Source organism: Alkalihalobacillus sp. CinArs1 (genome assembly GCF_947387515.1).
In the GTDB taxonomy this organism is placed as follows: domain Bacteria; phylum Bacillota; class Bacilli; order Bacillales; family Guptibacillaceae; genus Guptibacillus.
Map to the genome: position 1 here is coordinate 311,949 of NZ_CANDOB010000003.1, position 18,052 is coordinate 330,000.

General features: G+C 39.0%; 15 protein-coding genes, 3 tRNA genes and 1 riboswitch. Of the genes, 1 reads left to right on the forward strand and 17 read right to left on the reverse strand.

The annotated features are described in order from the left end of the window. Window positions 1-78 precede the first annotated feature (78 nt). The 7 genes from PFZ69_RS17320 to PFZ69_RS17350 form a co-directional block, all read right to left on the reverse strand. On the reverse strand, window positions 79-447 hold the full coding sequence (locus tag PFZ69_RS17320; RefSeq protein WP_270182350.1) for a hypothetical protein: 369 nt from the start codon (window positions 445-447) through the stop codon (window positions 79-81). 172 nt (window positions 448-619) lie between these two features. After that, window positions 620-1,573 carry an SAVED domain-containing protein gene (locus PFZ69_RS17325; protein WP_270182351.1) on the reverse strand — a complete coding sequence of 318 codons (954 nt, stop codon included), beginning with the start codon at window positions 1,571-1,573 and terminating at the stop codon, window positions 620-622. Then, a complete protein-coding gene (locus PFZ69_RS17330) occupies window positions 1,560-2,048 on the reverse strand; it encodes a Mov34/MPN/PAD-1 family protein (protein ID WP_270182352.1) in 489 nt (162 codons plus the stop codon). Before PFZ69_RS17330 ends, PFZ69_RS17325 begins: the two co-directional genes overlap by 14 nt. Then, window positions 2,035-3,744, reverse strand: coding sequence for a ThiF family adenylyltransferase (locus PFZ69_RS17335; RefSeq protein ID WP_270182353.1), 1,710 nt, complete (start codon window positions 3,742-3,744; stop codon window positions 2,035-2,037). Before PFZ69_RS17335 ends, PFZ69_RS17330 begins: the two co-directional genes overlap by 14 nt. A 2-nt stretch (window positions 3,745-3,746) precedes the next feature. Beyond that, complete coding sequence (locus PFZ69_RS17340) at window positions 3,747-4,823, reverse strand: nucleotidyltransferase domain-containing protein (protein ID WP_270182354.1); 1,077 nt, start codon at window positions 4,821-4,823, stop codon at window positions 3,747-3,749. 384 nt (window positions 4,824-5,207) lie between these two features. Beyond that, complete coding sequence (locus tag PFZ69_RS17345) at window positions 5,208-5,810, reverse strand: trimeric intracellular cation channel family protein (protein WP_270182355.1); 603 nt, start codon at window positions 5,808-5,810, stop codon at window positions 5,208-5,210. Between the two features lie 103 nt (window positions 5,811-5,913). Further along, entirely contained in the window at window positions 5,914-7,401 is a 1,488-nt protein-coding gene (locus PFZ69_RS17350) for a UDP-N-acetylmuramoyl-L-alanyl-D-glutamate--2,6-diaminopimelate ligase (protein ID WP_270182378.1), read from the reverse strand. 221 nt (window positions 7,402-7,622) lie between these two features. Here PFZ69_RS17350 and PFZ69_RS17355 point away from each other — a divergent pair, with 221 nt between their 5' ends. Next, window positions 7,623-8,690 (forward strand): DUF3900 domain-containing protein, encoded by a 1,068-nt coding sequence (locus PFZ69_RS17355; protein ID WP_270182356.1) that lies wholly within the window; start codon window positions 7,623-7,625, stop codon window positions 8,688-8,690. A gap of 24 nt (window positions 8,691-8,714) precedes the next feature. On the opposite strand, the gene PFZ69_RS17360 is transcribed toward PFZ69_RS17355, so the two are convergent. From PFZ69_RS17360 to PFZ69_RS17405, 10 genes are all read right to left on the reverse strand, one after another. Beyond that, entirely contained in the window at window positions 8,715-10,019 is a 1,305-nt protein-coding gene (locus tag PFZ69_RS17360) for a hypothetical protein (protein ID WP_270182357.1), read from the reverse strand. An 84-nt stretch (window positions 10,020-10,103) separates the two neighbouring features. Continuing rightward, a complete protein-coding gene (locus PFZ69_RS17365; RefSeq protein ID WP_270182358.1) occupies window positions 10,104-11,351 on the reverse strand; it encodes a M20 family metallo-hydrolase in 1,248 nt (415 codons plus the stop codon). After that, the gene (locus tag PFZ69_RS17370) at window positions 11,345-12,664 is read right to left on the reverse strand and encodes an amidohydrolase (protein WP_270182359.1); all 1,320 of its coding nucleotides are present in this window, start codon (window positions 12,662-12,664) and stop codon (window positions 11,345-11,347) included. Before PFZ69_RS17370 ends, PFZ69_RS17365 begins: the two co-directional genes overlap by 7 nt. Further along, window positions 12,661-13,845: a M20 metallopeptidase family protein gene (locus tag PFZ69_RS17375; protein ID WP_270182360.1), complete on the reverse strand. Its 1,185-nt coding sequence runs from the start codon at window positions 13,843-13,845 to the stop codon at window positions 12,661-12,663. The genes PFZ69_RS17370 and PFZ69_RS17375 overlap by 4 nt, the downstream gene beginning before the upstream one ends. A 21-nt stretch (window positions 13,846-13,866) precedes the next feature. After that, window positions 13,867-15,357 (reverse strand): AbgT family transporter, encoded by a 1,491-nt coding sequence (locus PFZ69_RS17380; protein WP_442865208.1) that lies wholly within the window; start codon window positions 15,355-15,357, stop codon window positions 13,867-13,869. Between the two features lie 368 nt (window positions 15,358-15,725). Continuing rightward, window positions 15,726-16,466: an SDR family oxidoreductase gene (locus PFZ69_RS17385; protein ID WP_270182379.1), complete on the reverse strand. Its 741-nt coding sequence runs from the start codon at window positions 16,464-16,466 to the stop codon at window positions 15,726-15,728. A 126-nt stretch (window positions 16,467-16,592) separates the two neighbouring features. Then, window positions 16,593-17,438 carry a bifunctional 5,10-methylenetetrahydrofolate dehydrogenase/5,10-methenyltetrahydrofolate cyclohydrolase gene (locus tag PFZ69_RS17390; protein ID WP_270182362.1) on the reverse strand — a complete coding sequence of 282 codons (846 nt, stop codon included), beginning with the start codon at window positions 17,436-17,438 and terminating at the stop codon, window positions 16,593-16,595. A 39-nt stretch (window positions 17,439-17,477) separates the two neighbouring features. Further along, window positions 17,478-17,560, reverse strand: a riboswitch (ZMP/ZTP riboswitch). Window positions 17,561-17,741: 181 nt separating this feature from the next. After that, window positions 17,742-17,815, reverse strand: a tRNA-Arg gene (locus tag PFZ69_RS17395). 83 nt (window positions 17,816-17,898) lie between these two features. Next, window positions 17,899-17,972, reverse strand: a tRNA-Gly gene (locus PFZ69_RS17400). A gap of 4 nt (window positions 17,973-17,976) precedes the next feature. Continuing rightward, window positions 17,977-18,051 (reverse strand) — tRNA-Gln (locus tag PFZ69_RS17405). Window position 18,052 lies beyond the last annotated feature (1 nt).

An 18,052-nucleotide genomic window follows, 5' to 3' on the forward strand; every position in this document is an offset into this window, starting at 1 on the left:
GTTCTCTTTTAAACTTAAACAAAAAGGAGCGTAATCCTTTTAGATCAACGCTCCCTTTAATGAAACAACGAACGCCCACTAGTAGACAACGATACTTTCTGCAACCTCTTTTTCTGCACCTTCATTGTTAACCCTTACACTAACATCATCACCCTCAACTAACTCATCAAACTTTTCTTTGGTGCCTTTTATTATAGTATTTTCATCAATGTATACTAGGTAAGCAGGGTAAGAAGCCTCAGGATCTGAAGCAGGTGGTGCAATTACGATGCTGGTTTTCTTCACCTCTAATATAACAACATCCTGGTAAACTAAGTGTGTTGTAACTTGCTGCTCAGATATAGATTTTTCTTTTACTTTGGAGGAAGCTTCATTAGGTGTATTTCCATAACTGCAACCTATTAATGCAAGGGATAGTACCAATAAAATACCTACTGATTTTCTCATTAGGTCCCTTCCTCCTTCGTATATACGTATTAAGTTAATCAAAAGGAGCGTCATCCTTTCTAGATCAACGCTCCCGTTTATGGAGTAATGCTATTGGATTTTAATCAGTTGCTATAGTATTTCATACCAACGATATAAGTTTATTACTCATTTATATCAGGCGAATTAGAGGTTATTTTTCCTTAATATTTAATATTTTTTCTGTCCTTAAGTTAATAGCCCAATCATAAGAGTTGTTATTGTAGTTATAAACTATTACATCTGGGTGATAGTGTTCAACTATTCTTCCCAGACTAAAACTGAGAGATACAGGAGTTGCAGCAAATAAATGAACCCTGTTCACTCCGCTCTTCTTCAATTTAGAAAGTAACTCTATGAATTTTTTTTCATATAGTTCGATTTGAGCATAATTAGTTACAGACCAGCGTCCAGGGGTTTCTAATCCTAAAGAAATAACTTGTTCTACCCCTGAAGCTAATTTTATCTCTTCATTCATTAGTGAAAATGATTGTTCTAATTTTAAAGCAACCTCCTTCTCATAATTAGTGTTTATATCAAAATCACTAATAATATTCATATCGGAATTGTACTTTCTTTTCAATTCGTAAAACCCTTTACCAAGACACTCAGAGTCTTCTCCTTGATATTCATAAAGTATTGCTTCATCAGTATTCTTAAAATGATATCCATCTAAAAATGCTATTGGCACATGTGGAAACCCTAAATATATTAATGAGTTTGAATTTTTACTGCGTTTTATTGCAGTATTCATTTTAGACCTTTGTTTATCTAAGATTTTTTGTAGGTCTTTATAGTTAATGCTTCCATCTTTTTTAGTTTTACTTAAAAAATTTTGAGAGATATACAAACATCCCTGCTCCTGATACTCTTTTTTCACATTATTGAAGTTTGCCTCTTTCTTGGTGAAAGTAGCCAACATTACAAAATCCCTCTTCATAAACCGGAGAATGTGATTAATAATCCAATTGTAAGCAATTTGAAGCCATACCCACTTCTTGTAGAGAATAATGCTTGAAAATATTAATATTAATAACATAAGTATTGCAGTCACAGGATCACTCTGAATTAATTTAAATAGCCCTTCAACTGATCTAATTATCCTCATTATATTCTCCTTCAAACAATAAGACTATTTCACCTGTTTTACGACAACCACTCCATAATTTATATCTATCTATTCCGCCTATTATAAACAATAAATTATTAGAAAAAGTGTCTGATCTTATCAATAGGTTTTTCCAATTATTCATGTCTTGCTTTGAATAATGTGGATCTTTTTCGGGATGCGTATGCCACTCTCCTAGATACATTAGTGTATGATTACTTTGCTTCCATTTTTTCTGTAGAATCGCATTATGACTATGTTTCTGACGAATATACTTAAATCTAGAGCAGTAATCTCCATTTAAAGGTTTAGTATAATCTCTTATAACTATGCCATTGTTAACAGATAAAATTGAGCCAAGCAACATGCCTCCTGTCTCTCTATGATATGACTTTTGTTGTCTCATTCCTTCTATGAACTCTATTACATGTTGTTCTATTAATATCAAGTCCTCATTATATTTAATAACAATCATGGGTAATAGACCACATCTGTTTTTCAGCACAGATATCACATGTAGGATTAATATAATCATAGTTATCCTGCTTCAAACTATCTAATGATTTATTATATCGCCAAGATGTATGAAAGCCTTCAGATCGAAAAATCTCTGAAGAACCTTTCCAAGAAACTAAGGGGTTGCCTTCTATATCCCCTTCTAAAAACCTCATAACTAACCTTGCGGCTAGTAAAGCTGTTTCCATGGAGTCTATACTTCCGTAAGGAGTAAAAGAGCCAGCACACCCATTCATATTTCTAGTGAAAGGAACATCGCTTTCACCTGCAAATGAAGAATACATTCTTAATTCATTATCTATCAAACATTCATAACAACCTTGATTTCCATTATTGGAGACTAGTGCATGACCACCTAAACCATATGCTTCAACCCAAGTGAAAATAGCCGGAGTAGATGAATTATATATAAGTCTGTTAATTTTCCTTTCTACATTTGGATTTCCAATAGCTACTAATATCAAATCATAGTCATTTAAATCTACTTTTCCAGTGTTTATTGTTCTTATTGCTTCCTTAGCATTTATTTTAATTTTCACGTTTGGATATCTTTTTTCAAATTCTTCTTTTAGTAGTTCAACTTTGTAGTTTCTTCCAATCGATTTATTCATTCCCAAGAAATGTCTATACGAATTTTCGATTTTTAATTCATCGTTATCTACCAGAGTAAACTGTTTGATGCCAGATCGAGCTAATATAAATAACAAATCACTTCCTATAGATCCACACCCAATTAATAAAATATTGAGTGACTTCTTAACACCGCCACCTCTTTGTAATAAAGTTGTGTCATCATTTCTAAATACAAAATAGGGGGTTACTTTAAATTCATCAGAAATATCCTCATCAATTAGTGGAATAACTCTTTTTGAAAGAGATTGATTTATCTTTTCGTATTTCAATCCAATCACTGTTTGCTCACCATTTAACAATGGTATTCTAATCAAATAATAATGCTTACTTTTGTTCATAGAAAACTTCTGTATATCAATTAGCATCTTGTGATTTATATGTGATCGAATAATGTTAGATATTTCCTTGTTACTCCAAAACCGATCTAATTGAGGAACAGCTCCTTCAAACGTTTTTTCTAAAGGAATATAATGTGCTTTTTCAAGACTTCTGGAGTGTATGTTGGTACTAAATAACCTTCCCAATAATGTTTTAGATTCCATATCACCTTTTAAAAAAGCGAATGCTTTCTTACCAATTGTAAACACCGAAATTTCTTCAGGTTCATCTGCAGGTGGATATACTGAAAGAACAAATTCGACATTTTCTAAAGTGCCAAAATAATAACTGAATTCTCGATGATATTCTTCTTGAGGAGGATTAGAAATCAATACATTTTCTACTCTTTCAAAAACAAAATCAATTGTTTTTTCGGGTATATCACTCCAAATAACACCCTCTTCATCTAAAAAGCATATTAAACCACTTCTCATTACATGGGGAATATCAGGGATACTATGAGAGGATTTATCTATGTGAATGATTGGCAATTCGGTTGGGAATTGAGGACTAAAAGTTAGAATTAAGGGAATTTGATAACCAGTTCTTAATTCGAAAATTAATTTATATTGAAAGGAGTCAATACTTTCAATTCCCGATAGATAAACTTTCTCAAGGAGTAGGTTTTGGTAATTGATTGTCATAATTAAATACCTTTAGCTGAACTAGAAGAAGGGGCACTAGATAATCCAACCTGTTTGTATCTAGCTTCTTTAGACACTGGTATAGGAAATTTCCCTCCAAAAAATTTAGGACTTAAGATTTTACATGAATCATGAGGATCACTTATAGTTTCTGCTTCATTAAGTGCACTTTCTAAATCGTTTAGCTTTTGGTAGAAAGAGTCCATTTGCAATTTAGACATCTTTGAAAAAACATTCCGATTTGGTTGTACAGGTAATTGGTATTCAACTGTATATACATTTCTCTCTAGTCCATAATCCCACTGTGGAATAAATCTGCCTTTAAAGTTGCTAACAAAGTGTTTTAAAGCAATTAAATCGTTGTCTTTAAATTCACCTGTAATAGGGTCATAGGTTTGTTTATATGAAAATAAATCAACTGCTGCAATAGTTATGCCAATACTAGGTGGCCGAGCACTTCCTGATGAAGGAAAGCAAATATCTTTCCATTTTTTCATATATCTAACAACTCTCTTAAATTGTTTTTTCTCATTATCAGTAAAAGAGTTTCTTATATGCTCATTGAGACCTTTTGGGTCGGCTGTATCCCAGTATTTATTTTCATCACTAGAATATTCCTTTCCCCATGCAAGATACAAATCATTAGTATATTTGGATTTTAAATAAACAGGAAGATCTACATGATACATTGGTTCATTATCTGATAAGTAGGTTATTGTTACACAGGGGTTCTTTATCTTTGGAGAAGTGTTAGTGTGGTGATTTAGTATATCTCTTATAATTTTTTTTAGTTCAATGGGGTCTGGATAATCCTCTTTATGAAGATTGAAAATCACACCTTCATCTATATCATAGTCCTTATCTTCTGGTACAATGCCCAGGTCTACTGCATAACTTCCTTGGTCTATGAATTCTATTTCCGGAACATTTTCTTCCCTTTCTTCAAATTTGACTTTTACTCCTTCTTTAATTTTAGAGGTAATTATATCTCGCTTCTCTCGTAATTCTTTGTTTTCTTTAAATCGTTTTAGTTTAATATCATCGTGAAAACTTATAAATTGTTTTTGAATATCAGCCATTTTTATTCCCTCCAATTTAATTTTCTTAATAATAAATATACTACAAAAATTGGAAATTATAAATTATTAATAAAGACTGAGAGTTTTGCAACGTATCTAAATATTTTTTTGAAAAAGGTTTTAACTATACCTATTATCTCGAACTCAAGTCTTCAACAATCCTGCTCTTTAACAGAAGATCGACTTCTACATTTTACCATATATTTCACCCCTGAATTTTTCCTCTGTACTATACAAACTTTTAAAAATAACTGTTTTTCATACTTGTTAAGTATTCTACTTCTGCTAAACGCCAAAAAAAGAGCGCCGAATCGAATCGACGCTCTTATATATATGCGAGCTCTGTAGTTCTAGCTCACTTTCCGTTTACAAGCTAACTTATCGTTACGAAAGCGTTCGGTAAGGTAACTTCCAACCGAGTCTCAACGAAAGCATTCGTAAGAAGACGATCATGCCAAACAAGATCATGAGAGGAGTTAATCCTTGTGGATAGCCAAGGCCGATCAAGAGCCCTGCCATCATAGCCCAAACGGCATATACTTCCTTTTGGAGGACAGTCGGTTTTCTTCTCGCAAGTAAGTCACGGATGATTCCTCCACCAGTTCCTGTCATTGCAGCTGCAACCATAGCCGCTATGAATGGTAAGCCCATACTTTCTGCATAGAGTGCACCTTGAATGGCAAATGCAGCTAAGCCGATCGCATCAAAGAAACTTCCCCATTTTTCCCAATAATAATTAATCCAAGAAGCAGGAAGAATGAATAGGATGAGAATCGTTGCGATGGCTACTATGATGAGCCTATCCTGCTCCCATATCGATGGGACGGGAACGCCGATCAATAAGTTACGAATGATTCCTCCACCGAATGCAGTCGCAAGTCCAAGCACGATTACACCAAGAAAATCAAATTCTTCTTCTAGTGCTACAAGGGCGCCACTCGCCGCAAATGCTATTGTTCCAATAATGTTTAGTATTTCCCAGGTCACTCCATTACGTCCCTTCTAACCAATCTCAAAAATAAAATTGTACGTTACCTTCATGATTATTTCAACTACATTTTTTTCACACAAAAACCCTCACGTAGGAGGGTTACGATGTCATGTATGAGTACGAGTGAATAATGTCTTCATCAGAATGGGGGATTTCCTTCCCTTTCACGATTTGTGCTCCGTTGATACAACCACTTGTAAGTAGAATAATGTCTCCTTCTCCACCGAGTTCCAGTGATTTAAGCACGCCTTCTCTTCTTGTATTTGTGCGGTGAATATGAGTTGCCCGAGGGTCACTAAAACCCGTCATCACTTTATCAACGATAATCGAAGGGTCATGGTGTCCTGGATGATCGACCGTCACGATAATCTCATCCGCTTTCCCATCGATTGCTTTTGCCATCTTAGGCATCTTTTCAAAGTCTCTGATTCCGATCCCTGCAATCATTACGATTAATCGGCTGTGCTTTAACTTACGAACTTCTTCCACGAGCCTCGTTAATGCAACAGGAGTATGAGCGTAATCTAAAATGACTTTTTGATTAGGTGGTACTTCGATAATTTGAAACCTTCCTTCAGGGCTTTCAAGCTTTGTCAGCACATGAAGAATCCGAGGGATATTATAGCCTAACAACATTGCAGTTCCGATCGCTGACAACACGTTAGCGACGTTATACTCTCCAAACACGGGTACATAAACCTCGTACGCCTTTTGATTGACTTCCAGTGTGAAGGTAGTACCTGTATCACTATGCTTGATATTAACCGCTTTTAAATCTGCTTCTGTTTCAGGCATCAACGAATATGTCACAGTAGGACCGTTAAACAAATCTAAGAGATCTTGACCCATGCCTTCATCATCCACATTGATGACTGCTGAATGCGCTTGACGAAACAGCTGAAGTTTACATTCCTTATAGTTCTCGAAGGTTTTATGATATTCGAGATGCTCTACTGATAAGTTCGTATGAATCGCTACATCGAAATAAACGCCTGCAACTCTCTTCTGATCCAAACCGATCGATGTAACTTCCATCGCAACCGCCGAATCATTCGCGTCAATCAGATCATGGAAGATCTGATGAAGATCGACTGATTCTGGGGTAGTCGGGGTACTCTTCTTGTAAGGGATTTTATGTTTCGAAGTATAAATACCTGACGTACCGATCGAACCCGATGGCATACCTAGAAGAGTTAGCAGCGACCTTACGTATGCAGCTACTGTCGTCTTGCCATTTGTCCCTGTAATGCCTACTGTTTTCAACCGTTCATCTGGACTATTATGAAAGTGTTTTGAAAAATAAGCCATGGCGATGCGAACATCTTCGACATCTACAAACGTTATCTCAGGATACTTCTCGGTAAATCTCTTTAAAATAGATGAATCGCTTCCTACTACAGCAACTGCTCCACTTTTTATTGCATCTTCAATATACAAGTGACCGTCATGATTTTCTCCTTTTATCGCAAAGAACAAAGAAGATTCAGTCGCATTTTTCGAATGAAAAGTAAGTTTTTGTATGTTCTGAGTGCTTGGTCCATATACGGTTTTTATCCGAGCGTTGATTAGGTCAAATTGTATATTCATCATGTAGCCTCACATTTCTGTCAAATATTGCTTTTAAAAATAAAATTTTATATTGCATATTTAAACGTTATTTCCCCTATTCCTTATAGGGTTAAACATTCTTATGCTTATGGTTTACAACTGACGAGCAGCCTATATCAAGAAATTACTGGATTCAGCAATTGACGTATGTATTTTCCTTGCCTATACTTGATTAACGTATTAAGAAAACAGGTGATAAAATGGAATTTTCTATGAACTATTTATCCTTTTACCTCGTAGAAGGTCCGAAGGAAAATGAAGAAGCACAGTATAAACATTTTCAAACACTAGATGAAGTTACATATACCGATAGCCCCCTTAAATCTTTTTTAGATGGAGAGCTTGCGAAAATCACAAAAAGAAAAGTTGATCGTCACGCAAAATCCGAAGGAGCTCCTACTAAAATCGGCCGTTTTATGGTTGAACCTGGTCATGAATTGACATCTAATCCGAATTTTAATTTATTCCACAGAGCAAGATACTCTGAAACGGCAGATGATTTTGAATCAGAAGCAGATCAAATCGTACAGATGTATCTTGATACGAGCGCGATTCGAGGCGGCGTGTTAATCGTCGCATCCGCAAAGCTCACTAAACTATTCGACGACCCGTTCCTTTTTATAATGAAATGTGACTTCGAACCGAAAGTGGCAACAATTACTAACGAAGATACGCTAATAGAAAATATCGAGATGGCCATTACAACAAAAAACATGAAATCCGTCCAATACCCCTACATGCCAGAAGAGGGCATGATCGATAGCGCCGAAGTTAAAGTTCACCAGTCCTCACACGCAAGATACTTCGAAGACTTCTTGAAGTGGGTCGAATATGAAAAATCGATGCCTGAAATCGTGAAAACACAAACCATGGATATCGTTCAGGACCACATTCAAGAAACGTTCCAACCAGAAAGCGAAGAAAAAGAACAGTTCGAACAGGTGATGGAAGAATGGGCGGCGAGTCCTAAGAGAGAGTTACAAGAGCACTTTACCACAGAGCAAGTAGTGGAAGCTACTTCGCAGATCGTGGAACAATCTCCTGACGTAGAATGGAAGCTTAAGCTCGATCATGTTTCTGTTAAAGCGATGCTGTCTGATTTTGGAGAAAGTATTCACTTAGCGAAAGTGAACGGAAAATACGTACTTGCAATCGAAGCCGATTCGATTACGTTTGAAAAAGGCTTCTCTCCAATCGAGTTTCATAAGCCCGATTCGCTTCAGGAAGTCGTGGAGCGAATCTATAAAAAGAGTGAGAATGAATCTTAAAAGCCAGCATTTGCTGGCTTTTCTTTATATGTAAAGCTCGTAAACCTTCTTTGGCCGGCCTCTCTGACCGGCAGCCTCTTCACCTTTTACTGCTGCTAAGTTTAACCGTTCTAATTCCATTAAGATTCTACGCGCATTTCGATCGGAGCTCTTCAACCATCCTGCTATATCATTTGCCGTAACAGCTTCTCTACCGTAGTGACGGTAATAGGAAGAAAGTTTCGACACGACTGCAGGACTGAGCTTTGCTTCTTTTAGTTTCTCATTCCATTCGTCTCCGAGAATTCGTTCTTGGTAGCTAACACGTTCATCGTTCTTATAGAGCGTTACTTTCTTCTCTTCATCAACGAGGACAGCTTGTTTTTCCTCATCATTACTCGATAATCTAAGGGCATGTCTTACATTTTGTTCGGCGCCCCATGCAGTCATGCCATAACCGATACCAAGATGAACAGACAATCCTGTTTGTTTTTCCATATCATCTAGAACGACTGCTGGTAAGAAATGATCATCTCTGACTTCAAGCTCTCCTCTTGTAGAATAGATAAAAAACAAGCCATCTCCAACTTCAACGAATGAGCCTTGAACTTGCTCAGAGAAATTTAATAGTAATCGTTTAAGGTCTAAAATCTGCTGTTTGATCTTATAGGAATAAAATTGTTGTTCTTGGTGAAGGCTTTTGGCATTTACTTCTACACCAACAATACCAAGAGAAGATTTCCTATACCAGTTCGCCTGACCATACTCCCTTATGTATCTGAGTTCTAACTCGATACTAAGTCGAGAAGGTGAAATTCGAAAACACGGTATCCCAAGTTCTTTCATTTTAAGATGAACGGTTTTTATGCACGTCATCACCGCATCTACTTTACCTTGTTCATAAAGATCTTTATGGAAAGCAATTACATCTTCAGCAGGCAGAAATTCTTGCTGTCCATATAAAGTGAAAGCTATTTTTTCGATAGCAAACTCGCTTCTTACCCTCTCCATTTCAGCCTTTTGAATGGTATCTAGACTTACCCGTTTGATCGAGGTGTGGGATGTAGTCATCATTTCAACGATAGAGCCCATCAAACTTGCTCCATAAAGGTCTGGAAAGCTGGCATTCTCTTCATTAATCAAGTTTTTTCTTAATAAGTAGTGATACAAGGCAGGTCCAGACAGAAACCAGTGATCGATCTTATGATTATTTTCCCTTATGATCGATTCTGACTGTGCGGCGTGCTCATAAGGAAAATAGAGTACGTCAAGGTCTGTCATTTTTTCTGCTACTTCTTTAATTCTCATGATCGAATCTTCCGGTCCGAGAATTCCAAGCTTCGTTCTCATCGCACACCCTCCAACACCTTTTCTTTTACTATACCAAAGATTTCTATACTAGAAAAAACCCCTTCCTCTTAGAAGGGGTTGATCTTATGCTTCATTTTTTAAATAATGGGCGATGATTTCAGCACCCATAACCATATCCTCTTGGCTGGCAAATTCTGAAGGATGATGGCTCACCCCGTCTTTACACGGAATGAAAAGAAGTCCGGTCGGCCATTTGTGTGCCATATTCATAATATCGTGACCAGCTCCACTTTCCATATCAAATCCTTTGTATCCAAGATTTTCGCCCACTCGTTTTAAGCTTGCTAACGTCTCTGGATCAAGAAATACTGAATCGTCATCAACTAGAGTTTCAACACGGCATTCTACCCTGCTTTCATTTGCAAGTGAAATGATTTTCTTCTCAATAGCTTCTGCGAGCTCTCTCTTTAGCTCATCATCAACGCTTCTTATATCGATTCCTAACTGAACAGTGTCAGGTATTACGGTCATCACGTTCGGTTCAACAGTTAACGTACTAACTGTTGCCACTACAGGATAATCACTTGCTTCAGAACGTCTACTTGCCTCTTCAGAAACGTAAGAAATTAAAGGGGCAGCTGCACATAGAGCATCTCGTCTATTATCCATCGGAGTCGTTCCGGTATGACCCGCTTTTCCTGAAAGTTCAATGGACAACCTTACTGGACAAGCAATTGCTCGTGCAATTCCAAACGAAGAGCCAGCTTGTTCAATTCTCGTCCCCTGCTCGATGTGAAGTTCAATAAATTGCTTTAACTCTGATTTCATTCGTTCGGCTTTCTCAAAGTTGCTCCACGTTAACCCAACTTCTTCTACAGCTTTTTGAACCGATGTTCCATCCTCATCCTTCACATCCTTGATCGCCTCTTTATCAAGGAGTCCAGCCATTGCTTTACTACCGATTGTCGAGACGCCAAACCTTGACGACTCTTCAGACCTAAAGCAAATTACTTCGATTGGGATTGATGGTGTAAAACCGCTATCTTTAAGGGTTTTGATTGCACTTAGAGCACAAATGACACCAGCAGCTCCATCAAAGCCACCACCATGTTTTACTGTATCAAGGTGTGAGCCGATCGCAATGGGAGCATCTTTAGAATCAGAACCTTCCCATTTCGCAATCACATTCCCCGCCTCATCTTGTCTAGTATGCAACCCTAAGTTCGTTGAGATTTCTGTAAACTGCTGAATCGCTTTTTCTTCTTCTTTACTGAACCCAAGCCTTGTGAATCCTTCTTCTTTAAGCAAGGTATCTGTACAATTTACCTGATAAGTAATATCAGATAACCACTGTTCATCGACCTTTAACATCTATACTCCCCCTGAAGTTTCAAAATCGTGTTAAGATATGTTTCAAATGCAATCCTTAATGCGGATTCATCATAATCGAATGATGGGTGATGGTGTCCTTCGGTTAATTCTGCTCCAAATAACAGATAAGCCGCTTTTCCTCCGCCTTTTCTCACTTTATCCATCATGAGCGTAGCATCTTCAGAAGCACCTAGTTCTCCGAAATCATGTACCGTATGAACGCAATTCGAGTGTCTCAAAACAGTTTGTACCACTTCGGACAATGTTGAATCGCTATCAGCAGAAGATGCGTGCCCCATCAATTTACTAGTAACGTTAACGTTATACATGTGAGCAGCTCCGTGAACGATTCGTTCCAATTCTCTTGCCATATAGTCATTTAGGTTTGAAGATTCACCTCTTGTTTCCACTTCCATATTTGCTCGATCAGGTATTGCATTCCTTCCCCGGCCAGCATTTAGCGTCCCCACGTTTATTCTTGTGGCACCATCACTGTGCCTGGATATTCCGTGAAGATGAAGTGCTGCTGAAGCTGCTGCTAAGAGCGCATTGTTCCCTGCTTCAGGTTCTTTTCCAGCATGTGCACTCTTTCCACTAAATTCGATATCAAATTTTGAAGTAGAAAGGAAGCCTCCCGTACAAGTGGTTACTTCTCCTGTTTTCCGTCCCTCTATGATTCCAAGATGGCCTGTTAAAAAATAATCAACTTCATCAAGCAATCCTTTTTCAACCATCGCTTTGGCACCTCGAACGCCTTCTTCTGCAGGTTGAAACAAGATTGTGATTTTACCATTCAGTTGATCTTTTATATCATCTAGGTACTTAGCAAGAAAAACTCCGACTGCTGTATGACCATCGTGGCCACACGCATGCATCACATCGTCTCGAGTAGATGCAAAGCCTTGATGAACGGGAAAGTGATCAGTTGAACGATCTTCTTGAATCGGTAAAGCATCGATATCGAATCGAAGAGCTATGTGCGGTCCATCCTTCCCGGTATCCAGCACAGCTGCTAATCCAGTACAGCCGTCAGCCATTTTTTTCATCATGTCATCTGGGACACCATATGCTCTCGCTCGTTCTTCTTCAAAGACGATTTGTTCAGGTGTTGGAAGACCCATTCTCGCACTATGCTCGAGTGATTCATGACCGATATACAAAGAAAACGAAAGGTTATTAAGAGCACTTGCAATTTTCCAAGTTGTTACGTATTCAGTCCAACCTAATTCAGGGTATGAATGAAAATCCCTGCGTAATGAAACCAGGTTACTCTCTTCCCTTTTACTCAATTCGATAGTAGACGTATTACTCACGTTACTTTCAGCTCCTCTAGTGCATCGACTGCAACGTTAGCAAGCATCTTTACGCCTATCGATAGAGCTTTTTCATTCAATTCGAAATATGGATCGTGAAGTGGAAACGGCTTCCCACTGTCCGGCATAACTCCTAACCAAAAGAACGCTCCTGGATACCGGTGTAAATACCTGCTAAAGTCCTCTCCTCCAAGAGATGGGTTAACAGAAGGAACAGCTTCTTCTCCATAATGTTTTCTTGCCGTTTCCCTTACTCGTTTCGCCCAACGCTCATGATTAATGGTAGCTGGATATCCTTCAACATAATCGATTATCGCTTCTCCACCCATCGAAGCGGAGCTGCTTTCGATCACTTGATAAAAACGCTCTTTCATTTGTTTCCTCACAGATGGATCAAACGTGCGAATCGTGCCCTCTATCACAGCTGTATCTGCTATAACATTATAGCGATACCCCGCTTCGATCTTCCCCACTGTCAATACAGCTGATTGAAGAGGATCGATGTTTCGACTAACGATCGACTGCAATTGCATGATTGCAGTGTTAGCGATCATAATGGCATCAGTCGTTTGATGCGGCATACTAGCATGCCCGCCCTTTCCTCTAAACGTAACTTTAAACCGATCAGATGCCCCCATCATCTCTCGATCAGATATACCGATTTGCCCAACAGGAAGGTCTGGCCAAACGTGCTGTCCGAATATAACATCAGGCTCATCATCTTCAAACAAGCCATCGTCCATCATCGGCTGCGATCCTCCAACTGGCGCATCTTCCTCTGAAGGTTGAAACACTAATAAGATCTTGCCGCTTATCTCTTCTTTTCGTTCGACTAATAGTTTCGCAGCTCCAAGTAACATAGCGGTATGGGCATCATGTCCACATGCATGCATAACACCATCGGTAGTAGACGTAAATTCACAAGAGGTTTTCTCATCGATTGGAAGTGCATCGATATCAGCTCTTAATGCTACAGTTGGACCGGACTTCCCTCCATCTATAATACCTTTGATACCATTCCCAGCGATTCCTGAGACGAAGGGGATGCCATATTCACTCAATTTATTACATATAAACGTTGCAGTATTTCGTTCTTCTCCACTAACTTCAGGGTTTCTGTGAAGATGTCTTCTCATTTCAATGATTTCTTGTATACGGTTGTTGCTCAGTTCAAAATTCATACCATCAACTCCAAGTAGTAATTATAGTTTCATGTGAATTCCTGGTCCAATCGGAAGTCCAAGTAGTGTCCACACAATAAAGATCGCTGTCCATATGATAAGAAATACGACTGTATACGGTAGCATGACAGAGAACAGCGTACCGAACCCTGCTTTCTTATCGTATTCTTTCATAAATGCAAGGACCATTGGTACATAAGGATTTAACGGCGTAATGATATTCGTTGAAGAATCGGCGATTCGATAGGCAAGTTGTACGAACGCTGGGTTGAAGTCTAGTAAGGCAAACATCGGTATAAATACGGGTGCCATCAACGCCCACTGAGCAGATCCGCTGAATATAAATAGATTCAAAATGGCTGTTAAGAAAATAAAGCCTACGATAACAGGTAATCCTGTCATATTGATACTTTGTAGGAATTCTGCTCCTGATACCGCAATCCAAACACCGATATTGCTCCAATTAAAGTAGGCAATAAACTGCGCTGCCGCGAAAATAAGCACGATGAATCCAGACATATCTTTCATAGATTCACCCATGAAGCGTGGAACATCGCTTGTTCCTTTTATCTTGCCAACAGTAACGCCATAGGCAACCGAAACTGTGATAAACATAAATAAGATGATCGGAACAATACCATCTAAGAATGGTGAAGGAATCAATCCGCCGTCTTCATTACTTAATGGAGCGCCTGGTAAGAAAGTTGCTAACGCTAGGATAGTAAGAAAAATTCCACCAGCAATCCCTGCATTCCTTAATGCTTTCGATTCGACGTCCGTTACTTTCTCTAACTCTTTTGTTACTTCTCCTTCGTATTTTCCTAGTTTTGGTTCAACTATTTTCTCCGTGACCCAAGCACCTACAACCATCAGCATGATGACTGAGAACGACATGAAGTACCAGTTATCTACTGGTGTCACGACAAGGTCATCACTGATATTTTTGGCAACTTCTGTTGAGATACCAGAGAGTAAAGCATCTGTACCAGCGATAATAATATTTGCTGTAAAACCAGCACCAACTCCTGCAAATCCAGCAGCGAGACCTGCTATCGGGTGCCTCCCAAGCGTTAAAAACACCATCGCTGCTATCGGCGGTACGATAATAAAAGCTGCATCTGAGGCAAGGTTTCCTAATACCCCTGTAAAGATAACCGCATATGTTACAAAACGTGGTGGTGCATTGATAATCGTTTTTTTCATAAACGTCTGAATTAAGCCGACTTTTTGAGCCAATCCTATTCCGAGCATCATTCCTAGCACGAGCCCAAGCGGCTTAAACTCAGTAAAGTTCGATAACATGGAAGTCAGGATATACGTAAGACCCTCGCCAGACATGAGGCTTTTGATCGCCACTTCTTCTTTCGTACCTGGATGGACCACTTCCACATCGAACATACTTACAACGAACGACAATAAGATAATTCCAACTGATAAATAAACGAACAACATAAATGGATGAGGCAGCTTATTACCTGCTCGCTCCACGCCATCAAGTACCTTTGAAACGATCGATTTCTTTTCAACTTCATAGCTATCTTTCTGGTCATTAAAGCTCAAGGCCATTCCCCCTCTTTATTTTCGGACATATTCCTTATTTATTCCGTTAATAATTACACTAACGCACTTTCTGTAATTATTAAAGTATTTTTCAGAAAATTAAGTGAGAGGAAATCTAACCTTTTCTTTAAAACCTATTTATATCAAGCGATCGAGCACCTAAATTTTTTCGTCTAATTTTGATATATTTGGATTAAAGCGGGATTCGGATAGCCATTATTATTGATATTCGATGTTCCAAGGGTTTTTTTGGAAGTTTTCGGAAACAAAAAAAGAACCCAATGATTCTCATTGGGTTCAAGCTTACGTTCGCCAGTCTATTACTGCATCGGTCGAACAACCACTTCATTAACGTTAACGTAATCAGGCTGTGTTAGTGCATAAACGACAGCACGTGCGATATCATCAGCTTGAAGCTTCTTCATCGAAGCTGCTCGATCTTTAAACATTTCTAGCACTTCGTCGTCAGTAATATGGTTTGTAAGTTCAGATTCCACTGCACCAGGTGAGATGTTTGTTACGCGGACTCCTGTTTTCGAAAGTTCTTTTTCGAGTCCCATCGATAGTGCACGAACAGCGTATTTTGTTGCACTATAGACGCTGCTAGAAGGAAATACTTCGTGTCCAGCAACACTTGAAACATTGACGATGTGGCCGCTCTCCTGCTTCAGCATGTCAGGTAAGACTGCGTGAACACCGTGAAGAACACCGTTAATGTTTACGTCTACCATCTGAGTCCACTGATCCACTTCATCATTTTTCATGAACGAAAGTAGCATAACACCAGCATTGTTAATGATCATATCAACTTTGCCGTATGTATCTTTCGCCTCTTTAACCAAGTTTTCCATGTCTTCTTTTTTGGTTACATCCGTTTTCACTACGAGCGCTTTTCCGTTCGATTGATCATTTAAAGACTGAGCGAGATCAGTTAACTTCTCTTCTCGACGTGCAGCAAGTACCACGTTAGCTCCTTCATCAGCTATATGGCGTGCGATCGCTTCACCTATTCCGCTGCTTGCGCCTGTAACGAGTACAACTTTACCTTCTAGTTTCATTATTCATGCTCCCTTCACTAATGATCTTTCATTACGAGACTAACACAGTATTCCCAAACCAATTAGTAAAATGCTCATGAAATGTGCTTTCCTACATAAAAAAACTCGGGATCATACCCGAGTTTTTCGTTAGTTAGTTACAGATTTTTCTGCAGCATCTACCGTATGTTTTAATAACATCGCGATCGTAACAGGTCCAACGCCTCCTGGAACAGGAGTAATCGCTGACGCCTTATCTTTTGCTGTTTCGTATTCGACATCACCGATATTGCCTTTATTGTAACCAGCATCGAGGACGATTGCTCCTTCTTTGATCCATTCACCCTTGATGAACTCTGGCTTTCCTACAGCGGCAACTACGATGTCAGCTTGACTAACATGAGTTGCCAAATTAACAGTTCTCGAATGACACGTCGTGACTGTAGCATTTTCATTTAAAAGAAGTGCACCAACGGGCTTTCCAAGAATAGGACTTCTTCCTACAACGACCGCATGCTTACCTTCAGGATTAATGTCATAGTCTTCCATAATCTTCATAATTGCTGCAGGTGTACAAGATGGGTATGTACCAAACCCTAGAGCAGTCTGTCCGTACCCTTCACTCGTCACCCCATCGACGTCTTTCTCGATGGCGATCGTCTCAAATGCAAGGCGTTCGTCGATTTGAGACGGCACAGGATGCTGAAGCAAAATACCATGGACAGCATCATCGCGGTTCAGTCCTTCTATGGTTTCAAGCAACGTTTCGGTGGTTGTTTCCTCTGGCAGATGAATCTTCTTTGATACGATCCCTATACGTTCACATGCATTTCCCTTCATACGCACGTACGTTTCAGAGGAAGGATCATCTCCAACAAGAATCGTTGCGAGGCTGGGCGTAACACCTTGTGTTTTAAGTGCTTCCACTCTTTCTTTAAGCTGTTCTTTCACACGATTTGCAACTGCTTTTCCATCTAATAATTTGGATTCTGACATGAACTGATTCCTCCTAGACAGTGTTAAGAAATATCACTATTTCTTCGCCCAGACGACCGGCTTTATTCATTACAGCTCCCTTGTGGTTACTTCCACATTTGTCGTCAGTTACTGCAATAAGGTTTCTACGGATATAGTAGCATATTAAGCGGGAAAATCAAGAGATACGAGTGCGAATATACGCAAAAATTAATAATGGGTTGATTTTTCACGCGAATGTTCGCCTTTTTGAACTCCTCGTCATTATCTTCACTCACAAAATAAAACCTCCGAGTGGTGTAACCACTCAGAGGTTTTGAGATACGCGCCTTAGAGGATTCGAACCTCTGACCCACAGCTTAGAAGGCTGTTGCTCTATCCAGCTGAGCTAAAGGCGCATGGTAGTATGTGTGATACGATAACTGAAAGTTAGTATACCACGTTTTCCATTCTTGGAAAAGTCTTAATTAAAATTATGTAATGGAGCGGGTGATGGGAATCGAACCCACGACATCAGCTTGGAAGGCTGAGGTTTTACCACTAAACTACACCCGCAAAATGGCTGGGCTAGCTGGATTCGAACCAGCGCATGACGGAATCAAAATCCGTTGCCTTACCGCTTGGCTATAGCCCAA

Excerpts from the sequence above, each read along its gene's own strand:
- PFZ69_RS17320 (WP_270182350.1), bottom strand. The coding sequence starts at position 447 with ATGAGAAAATCAGTAGGTATTTTATTGGTACTATCCCTTGCATTAATA.
- PFZ69_RS17325 (WP_270182351.1), bottom strand. The coding sequence starts at position 1,573 with ATGAGGATAATTAGATCAGTTGAAGGGCTATTTAAATTAATTCAGAGT.
- PFZ69_RS17330 (WP_270182352.1), bottom strand. The coding sequence starts at position 2,048 with ATGATTGTTATTAAATATAATGAGGACTTGATATTAATAGAACAACAT.
- PFZ69_RS17335 (WP_270182353.1), bottom strand. The coding sequence starts at position 3,744 with ATGACAATCAATTACCAAAACCTACTCCTTGAGAAAGTTTATCTATCG.
- PFZ69_RS17340 (WP_270182354.1), bottom strand. The coding sequence starts at position 4,823 with ATGGCTGATATTCAAAAACAATTTATAAGTTTTCACGATGATATTAAA.
- PFZ69_RS17350 (WP_270182378.1), bottom strand. The coding sequence starts at position 7,401 with ATGAATATACAATTTGACCTAATCAACGCTCGGATAAAAACCGTATAT.
- PFZ69_RS17355 (WP_270182356.1), top strand. The coding sequence starts at position 7,623 with ATGGAATTTTCTATGAACTATTTATCCTTTTACCTCGTAGAAGGTCCG.
- PFZ69_RS17360 (WP_270182357.1), bottom strand. The coding sequence starts at position 10,019 with ATGAGAACGAAGCTTGGAATTCTCGGACCGGAAGATTCGATCATGAGA.
- PFZ69_RS17365 (WP_270182358.1), bottom strand. The coding sequence starts at position 11,351 with ATGTTAAAGGTCGATGAACAGTGGTTATCTGATATTACTTATCAGGTA.
- PFZ69_RS17375 (WP_270182360.1), bottom strand. The coding sequence starts at position 13,845 with ATGAATTTTGAACTGAGCAACAACCGTATACAAGAAATCATTGAAATG.
- PFZ69_RS17390 (WP_270182362.1), bottom strand. The coding sequence starts at position 17,438 with ATGTCAGAATCCAAATTATTAGATGGAAAAGCAGTTGCAAATCGTGTG.